The sequence below is a fragment of the Streptomyces sp. NPDC102437 genome, assembly GCF_044765565.1.
In the GTDB taxonomy this organism is placed as follows: Bacteria; Actinomycetota; Actinomycetes; order Streptomycetales; family Streptomycetaceae; genus Streptomyces.
Genome location: NZ_JBIWKI010000103.1, coordinates 1 through 7,529, shown reverse-complemented (window position 1 = coordinate 7,529; position 7,529 = coordinate 1). Strand labels below are relative to the sequence as shown.

General features: G+C 72.5%; 7 protein-coding genes. 5 read left to right on the top strand and 2 right to left on the bottom strand.

The annotated features are described in order from the left end of the window. Positions 1-557: glycosyl hydrolase family 18 protein (locus ACIRJP_RS41545; RefSeq protein ID WP_404186288.1), on the bottom strand; the 557-nt coding region annotated here is incomplete at its 3' end. Positions 558-930: 373 nt separating this feature from the next. On the opposite strand from ACIRJP_RS41545, the gene ACIRJP_RS41540 reads away from it, so the two are divergent. After that, positions 931-2,103, top strand: coding sequence for an acyl-CoA dehydrogenase family protein (locus tag ACIRJP_RS41540; protein ID WP_404186286.1), 1,173 nt, complete (start codon positions 931-933; stop codon positions 2,101-2,103). A 434-nt stretch (positions 2,104-2,537) separates the two neighbouring features. Here the strand turns inward: ACIRJP_RS41540 and ACIRJP_RS41535 are convergent, their stop codons facing one another. Continuing rightward, positions 2,538-2,957 (bottom strand): hypothetical protein, encoded by a 420-nt coding sequence (locus ACIRJP_RS41535; protein WP_404186284.1) that lies wholly within the window; start codon positions 2,955-2,957, stop codon positions 2,538-2,540. Positions 2,958-3,161: 204 nt separating this feature from the next. Here ACIRJP_RS41535 and ACIRJP_RS41530 point away from each other — a divergent pair, with 204 nt between their 5' ends. The 4 genes from ACIRJP_RS41530 (at position 3,162) to fxsA (ending at position 7,339) form a co-directional block, all read left to right on the top strand. Then, the gene (locus tag ACIRJP_RS41530) at positions 3,162-3,602 is read left to right on the top strand and encodes an Lrp/AsnC family transcriptional regulator (RefSeq protein WP_266735596.1); all 441 of its coding nucleotides are present in this window, start codon (positions 3,162-3,164) and stop codon (positions 3,600-3,602) included. An 82-nt stretch (positions 3,603-3,684) separates the two neighbouring features. Continuing rightward, a complete protein-coding gene (locus ACIRJP_RS41525; protein ID WP_404186282.1) occupies positions 3,685-5,331 on the top strand; it encodes an amidohydrolase in 1,647 nt (548 codons plus the stop codon). Positions 5,332-5,881: 550 nt separating this feature from the next. Next, the gene (locus ACIRJP_RS41520) at positions 5,882-6,649 is read left to right on the top strand and encodes a polyprenol monophosphomannose synthase (protein ID WP_404186280.1); all 768 of its coding nucleotides are present in this window, start codon (positions 5,882-5,884) and stop codon (positions 6,647-6,649) included. 99 nt (positions 6,650-6,748) lie between these two features. Then, positions 6,749-7,339 (top strand): FxsA family membrane protein, encoded by a 591-nt coding sequence (gene fxsA / locus ACIRJP_RS41515; protein ID WP_404186278.1) that lies wholly within the window; start codon positions 6,749-6,751, stop codon positions 7,337-7,339. Positions 7,340-7,529: the final 190 nt, after the last annotated feature.

The window sequence follows — 7,529 nt, the reverse complement described above, 5'->3', positions numbered from 1 at the left end:
TCCTCCACCAGCTTGTAGCAGGAGTCGGCGAACGCGGCCGGGTTCTTCGCGGCCTCACCGAAGCCGCCGGACCAGGTCCAGCCGCCGAACGACCAGATGATCTTGAGGTCCGGGTGCAGCTTCTTCAGCTTGCGCAGCTGGTTGAAGCTGCCGCGAAGGTCCTGGTCCCAGGTGTCGGCGACGCCGTCGACGGACTGGTCGGCGGTGTACGCCTTCTCGTAGTCGGCGTAGGAGTCACCTATCGTGCACTTGCCTCCGGTGACATTGCCGAAGGCGTAGTTGATATGCGTGAGCTTGTCGGCCGAGCCGGACGTCTCGATGTTCCTGACGTGGTAATTGCGGCCGTAGACACCCCAGTTGGTGAAGTATCCGACCACCTTGTCGCCGGCCGCAGTGGGGGTCGCGTCGGCGGAAACGGGGGCCGCGGCCCGCGTGGTGGGGGGTGTGCCGGCCGACGCGGTGCCCGCGACACCCAGCAGGGTGGCGCCGAGGGCGGCGGTACAGGCGGCTGCGGCGAGCGCCCGGAAACGGGCGCGGGGACGGTGCGTACCGAACATCTTGTCTCCTCGTGGGGGAGGGAACTCGCTTGCGGGGGTGGGCAGTCGGCCATCACATGTACTTGGCATGAACGTGCAAAGGCCGTTGCTGTGGGACCGTAGATGGACTAGACCAGTGAGGTCAATGGTGCGGACCATTTCCGGTGATCGTCGTGCCCGGCTCCGAGTCGCCCGGTGCCCCCGTGACGGATATCGTCCGATCGGGCATACTCAAGCCGCCACAGCCGCTGGTCAGCAGCTCTCGTAATCCGAGGGGACCGGCGTCGGCTGGGTAGCAGTGCTTCTCCGGGCCAGCCCCGGAATTTCCCGGCGGCGCCGCCCACACCCCTCGCGCGCGACCGTCGCAACGCCCGACAGGGAGGAGAGCGCCGTCATGTCCGACCGTGCCCAGCATTTGGTGGAACGCCGTCTGCCCACCGAGGAGTCCAGGCAGCTCGTCGCGCTCGTCCGCGACATCGCCCAGCGAGAGATCGCGCCCCGGGCGGCCGAGGAGGAGGAAGCGGGCCGGTTCCCCCGCGAGGTCTTCTCGCTGCTCTCCGAGTCCGGACTGCTGGGACTGCCCTACGACTCGGCCCACGGCGGCGGCGACCAGCCGTACGAGGTCTACCTCCAGGTCCTCGAAGAGCTCGCGGCCGCCCGGCTGACCGTCGGCCTCGGCGTCAGCGTCCACTCCCTGGCCTGTCACGCGGTCGCCGGATACGGCACCAACGAGCAGCGGGCCGAACACCTCCCGGCGATGCTGGGAGGCGGCCTGCTGGGCGCCTACTGCCTCTCCGAGCCCGCCTCCGGCTCCGACGCCGCCTCGCTCCGCACGAAGGCCGTACGGGACGGCGACGACTGGGTCATCACCGGCACCAAGGCGTGGATCACGCACGGCGGCATCGCCGACTTCTACACGGTCCTGGCCCGCACCGGGGCCGAGGGCCCCCGCGGCATCACCGCGTTCCTGGTCCCCGGCGACGCCGAGGGGCTCAACGCGGCCGCCCCCGAGAAGAAGATGGGCATGAAGGGCTCGCCCACCGCCCAGCTGAACTTCGACGGCGTACGGGTCGCCGACGCGCGCCGGATCGGCGAGGAGGGCCAGGGCTTCGCTATCGCCCTGTCCGCACTCGACTCCGGGCGCCTGGGCATCGCCGCCTGCGCCATCGGCGTCGCCCAGGCGGCCCTGAGCGAGTCCGTCGGCTACGCCACCGGGCGGCAGCAGTTCGGGCGTCCGATCGCGGACTTCCAGGGGCTGCGCTTCATGCTCGCCGACATGGCCACCCAGATCGAGGCGGGCCGGGCGCTCTACCTGGAGGCGGCCCGGCTCCGCGACGAGGGCAAGCCCTTCTCGCGCCAGGCGGCCATGGCCAAGCTGTTCTGCACGGACCTCGCCATGCGGGTCACCGTGGACGCCGTCCAGGTGCTCGGCGGATACGGCTACACCCAGGACTTCCCCGTCGAGCGGCTGATGCGCGAGGCGAAGGTGCTGCAGATCGTCGAGGGCACCAATCAGATTCAGCGGATGGTCATCGCGCGCCACCTCGCGGGTCCTGAGACACGCTGACCCGCAGCGGCCGGTCCGACCACACGGGCGTCGCCATGATCCGGTTCCACTCCTGGTCGTGGCGGCCCGGCAGGGTGCGGTCCGCGCCCTCCCAACGACGCAGCAGGGCCAGGTAGATGGGCGGATCGGTGGAGTGCGGCACCGGTCGCGGAACCGACCGGGGAGCCATGGGCTGCGGAATCGATTCTTCGGCGGCGGGAGCAGCGAGGCGACGGCGGCCGGGACCGGCCGTTGAATGCAGCGGGGTCATACCGGGCCAACGGTGCGGGGCGTTCCCCGGTCACTGTCCGGCCGATTCGAGAGCCCGTTCGTCCCGTCCCCGGGCGGCGGGCGGTCCGTACCGCGGGCACCACGTCGGCCGGGCCTTCGTGGTGCGGCGCAGATGTGCGGGCGGGCCCGGAGACATCCGGGCCGGTCGAGTGCGGGGGCTGCCGTCAGGCGGCGTGACTCCGCATCTGCGGCACCCGCAGCGGGCGTGAGCCGGGGCCGCTGGCGTGCGAGAACGGCTGCATCCGCCAGTCGAGCCCCTGCGGGAGCGTCAACAGCAGTCCCGTCTCCTGCTCCTGGGCGTCGAACGACTCGTCGGCGGGCCGCGACTGCGCCGCCGGGCGGCCGGTGCCGGCGCACACGGTCAGCACGAAGGGATTCCACGGCGTCGGGCACAGCGCGTGCTCCGGCAGCACGTCCTCGTCGGCCAGCAGCGCGATCGGCTGCGCGCAGTCCGGGCAGATCACCCGGTACATCTCGAAGGTGTCGTACGCGTCGGAAGCGGCGTCCTCGACGGAATCGTCGCAAGCGCCGTCGTCGACGGGCTCCGGACCGGTACGGCGTCCGGTGAGCTTCAGGCTCTGCATGGGAAATTCCCCCCTCAGGTGGGCCGACCAGGCGACACGGCCTCGACCACAGCAAGCACTTCCCGTCGCGCGTCGGCCGTAACCGCGAGGGGGTCGGCTACCGACCCGTAAACCTGTGGCATTCGTCACATGCCCGCCGCGGGTGCCCCTTCCGGGGCTCTTGCCGCTGTGCCTGGAGGGACCTGGGGCAATAGGTTGATCCGTATGGAGGAGCTGGACCGACAGATCGTGGAATTGCTCGTCAAGGACGGGCGGATGAGCTACACCGACCTGGGCAAGGCCACGGGCCTGTCCACATCGGCCGTTCATCAGCGTGTCCGCAGGCTGGAGCAGCGCGGGGTGATCCGGGGCTACGCCGCGGTCGTCGACCCCGAGGCCGTCGGCCTGCCGCTCACCGCGTTCATCTCGGTGAAGCCCTTCGACCCGAGCGCGCCGGACGACATCTCCGAGCGGCTCGCCGACGTCCCGGAGCTGGAGGCCTGCCACAGCGTCGCGGGTGACGAGAACTACATCCTCAAGGTGCGCGTCGCGACACCGCTGGAACTGGAGCACCTGCTCACCCGGATCCGTTCGCTGGCCGGTGTCTCCACCCGCACCACGGTCGTCCTGTCCACGCCGTACGAGGCCCGGCCGCCGAGGATCTGAGAGGCGCCCGACCAGGGGCCGCCCGAAAGTCTCCGAGGGGGTCGCGGGCGGCGCGGCCGAGGGCAGGCGCGAGACTGGTCCCATGACCGAGAGCACCGCCCCCCAGAGCGAACACCGCACCGTGCTGCTGCGCGGTGGAGACGTCCACAGCCCCGCCGACCCCTTCGCCACCGCCATGGTGGTCGAGCGCGGCCACGTCGCCTGGGTGGGCTCGGAAGGGGCCGCCGACGCCTTCGCGAGCGGCGTCGACGAAGTGGTCGACCTCGACGGTGCGCTGGTGACCCCCGCGTTCACCGACGCCCACGTCCACACCACATCGACCGGCCTGGCCCTCACCGGACTCGACCTGTCAGATGCCCGCACCCTCGACGAAGCGCTCGGCCTGCTGCGCGCGTACGTGGCCGCGCACCCCGAGGACCGGGCCGTCCTCGGCCACGGCTGGGACGCCACCCGCTGGCCGGAGCAGCGCCCCCCGTCGCGCGGGGAGCTCGACGCGGCGGCCGGCGGACGTCCGGTCTACCTGCCCCGGGTCGACGTGCACTCCGCGGTCGTCACGACCGCCCTGCTCGACCTGGTCCCCGGCGTCACCGGGCTGACCGGCTACCACCCCGACGCCCCGCTGACCGGCGCCGCCCACCACGCGGTCCGCTCCGCGGCCCACGGCGTCCTCTCGCCGAGGCAGCGCGCCGACGCCCAGCGCGCCGCACTGCGGCACGCCGCGTCGCTCGGCATCGGCACCGTCCACGAGTGCGGCGGCCCCGACATCTCCGACGAGGATGACTTCGCCGGACTGCTGAAGCTCGCCGCCGCCGAGAGCGGGCCGCGGGTCTTCGGCTACTGGGCCGAGCGGGTCGCCGACGAAAAGGACGCCCGCCGGATCCGGGAACTCGGCGCCGTCGGGGCGGCCGGGGATCTCTTCGTGGACGGCTCGCTCGGCTCGCACACCGCCTGCCTGCATGAGCCCTACGCCGACGGCCCGGCCGGACGCACCGGCACCGCGCACCTGGACGCGGCGCAGATCGCCGCCCATGTCATCGCGTGCACCGAGGCGGGGCTCCAGGCCGGCTTCCACGCCATCGGGGACGCGGCGCTCTCAGCCGTGGTGGACGGGGTCAGGGCCGCTGCCGAGACGCTCGGGCTGCCCCGGATCCGGGGCGCCAGGCACCGTGTCGAGCACGCCGAGATGCTCACCCCCGAGACCGTGGCCGCGTTCGCGGAGCTGGGGCTGACGGCCTCCGTCCAGCCCGCCTTCGACGCCGCCTGGGGCGGCGAGGAGGGCATGTACGCCCAGCGGCTCGGCGCCGAGCGGGCCAGGACCCTCAACCCGTACGCGGCGCTCCTGCGGGCCGGTGTGCCCCTCGCCTTCGGCTCTGACAGCCCGGTGACCCCGCTCGACCCGTGGGGCACCGTACGGGCCGCCGCCTTCCACCGCACGCCCGAGCACCGGATCTCCGTTCGGGCGGGCTTCACCGCCCACACCCGGGGCGGCTGGCGGGCCGTCGGCCGGGACGACGCGGGGACCCTGGTGCCCGGCGCCCCCGCCGACTACGCGGTCTGGCGCACCGCTGACCTGGTGGTCCAGGCCCCGGACGACCGCGTCGCCCGCTGGTCGACCGACCCCCGCTCGGGCACGCCCGGCCTGCCGGATCTCACCCCTGGCGTCGATCTGCCGGTCTGTCTTCGCACCGTGGTGTTCGGACGAACTGTCTACGAGCGGCCGAACGAGTGACGTGCGGCCATTTCGTATCGTCACCCGCGGTGGTCCCGGTTCCGCCGCGACCTGCGGATCTTCGCTACTGACCAGGCAAGTTCCGTAAATATCGCAGGTCAGACGGCTATTGACAGAACGCGCCCACCGGCCGGTAGGTTCGGCCGGGTCCACCACAGGACGTCCGACCGGTTAAACCTCCACGCAGTCGTCGAACGCCGCTGGGTCATGGGGTGGTGTGCCGCACCGGCGCACCACCACTGACAGCCAGGTTCAGCGCCCGCGCCTCGGGGGCGAGGGAAGGTTTCAGCCGGACGGCGGTGCGACCCGGGTGGGGCCCGGACGTTCAGTAGACAACGGCTCTAGGTCGACCCGCAGCCGGCGGGTCCCAGGTCGGCCCGAAGGGCGCCGGGCCCCCATCCGTAGTTCCCGTCCGTGCTCGTACCGGGTTTCTGTCCGTACTTCCGTCCTTCTGTCCCCGGCGGTGCCCGGCACCGTCCGACCGCGTCGGAGACCGGCCCCCGCCCGCTGGATATGGTGTGCACCTGCGTACGGACTTAAGGGGCAGTAAGTGAACGACGGCGGTCAGCGGCGGTATGGCCCGCTCGGCAGAATCCTGGTGATCATTCCGACCTACAACGAGGCCGAGAACATCAAGCCGATCGTCAGCCGGGTGCGCGCCGCTGTGCCGGACGCCGACATCCTGGTCGCCGACGACAACAGCCCCGACGGCACCGGCAAGGTCGCCGACGAGATCGCCGCCGAGGACAGCCAGGTTCAGGTGCTGCACCGCAAGGGCAAGGAAGGGCTGGGCGCGGCCTATCTCGCGGGCTTCCGCTGGGGCACCGAGCACGGCTACGGCGTGCTCGTGGAGATGGACGCCGACGGCTCCCACCAGCCCGAGGAACTGCCCAGGCTGCTGACCGCACTCAAGGGCGCCGACCTGGTGCTCGGATCCCGATGGGTGCCCGGCGGGCGCGTGGTCAACTGGCCCAAGTCCCGCGAAATGATCTCCCGCGGCGGCAGCACCTACTCCCGGCTCCTCCTCGGGCTGCGGACCAGGGATGTCACCGGCGGCTACCGGGCCTTCCGCGCCGAGACCCTGGAGGGCATCGGTCTCGACCAGGTCGCCTCGCAGGGCTACTGCTTCCAGGTCGACCTGGCCCGCCGGGCCGTGGAGGCCGGCTACCACGTCGTAGAGGTGCCGATCACCTTCGTCGACCGGGAGATCGGCGACTCGAAGATGAGCCGCGACATCCTGGTCGAGGCCCTCTGGCGGGTCACCTCCTGGGGCGTCACCTCCCGTACGAACCGCGTCCTGGGCCGCAAGGCGATCTGATCCGCCGGGCCCGGCGCGGACCGGCGGCGGGCATCACTCCCGGCGCCCATGATCACCCCCTTGCGCCACTCGGACGCCCGTACCGGCACACTGGGGACCATGACGACCGGCACACCGCCCCCGACCGCCCCCAAGCGCTCCCGCGCCCGTACCCTCGTCCCCCTCGCCATCGCCGCCTGGGCGGTGCTGGAGATCTGGCTGCTCACCGTCGTGGCAAATGCGGCGGGCGGGTTCACCGTGCTGCTGCTCCTGGTGGCGGGCATCGTGCTCGGCGCCGCCGTGATGAAGCGGGCCGGCCGCCGGGCCTTCAGCAACCTCACCCAGACGCTCCAGCAGATGCCGGGGCAGCCCGCCGCCGCGGCCGCCCCGCCGGCCGAGGGCTCGGGCGGCAAGGGAAACGGCTTCCTGATGCTCGGCGGCCTGCTGCTGATGATCCCGGGCATCGTCTCGGACGTGGCGGGGCTCCTGCTGCTGGTGCCGCCCGTCCGTTCCTGGCTCGGCCGGTACGCGGAAAGGTCGCTGGAGAGCCGGATGCGTGCCGCGACGCCGGGCAGCCTTTCCGACGCCTTCCAGCAGGCCCGCATCCACCGGCCGGACGGGAAGATCGTCCAGGGTGAGGTCATCCGCGAGGACGGCGCACAGCCGGGCGCACGCCACGACGAGGGCCCCCGCCCACCGCTGACTCCCTGAGCCGGTCGTCCGGCGGCCGAGGCAGGAACGGCCGCCGGACGACCGGGCCGCCCGGCGGACCGGGTAAAACAGAGCCGCGGGGGGGGGGGGGGGGGGGGGGGGGGGGGGCCCCCCCCCCCGGCGGGGGGGGGGTGGGGGGGGGGGGGGGGGGGGGGGGGGGGGCGCGGGGGGGGGGGGGGGGCCGCCCCGG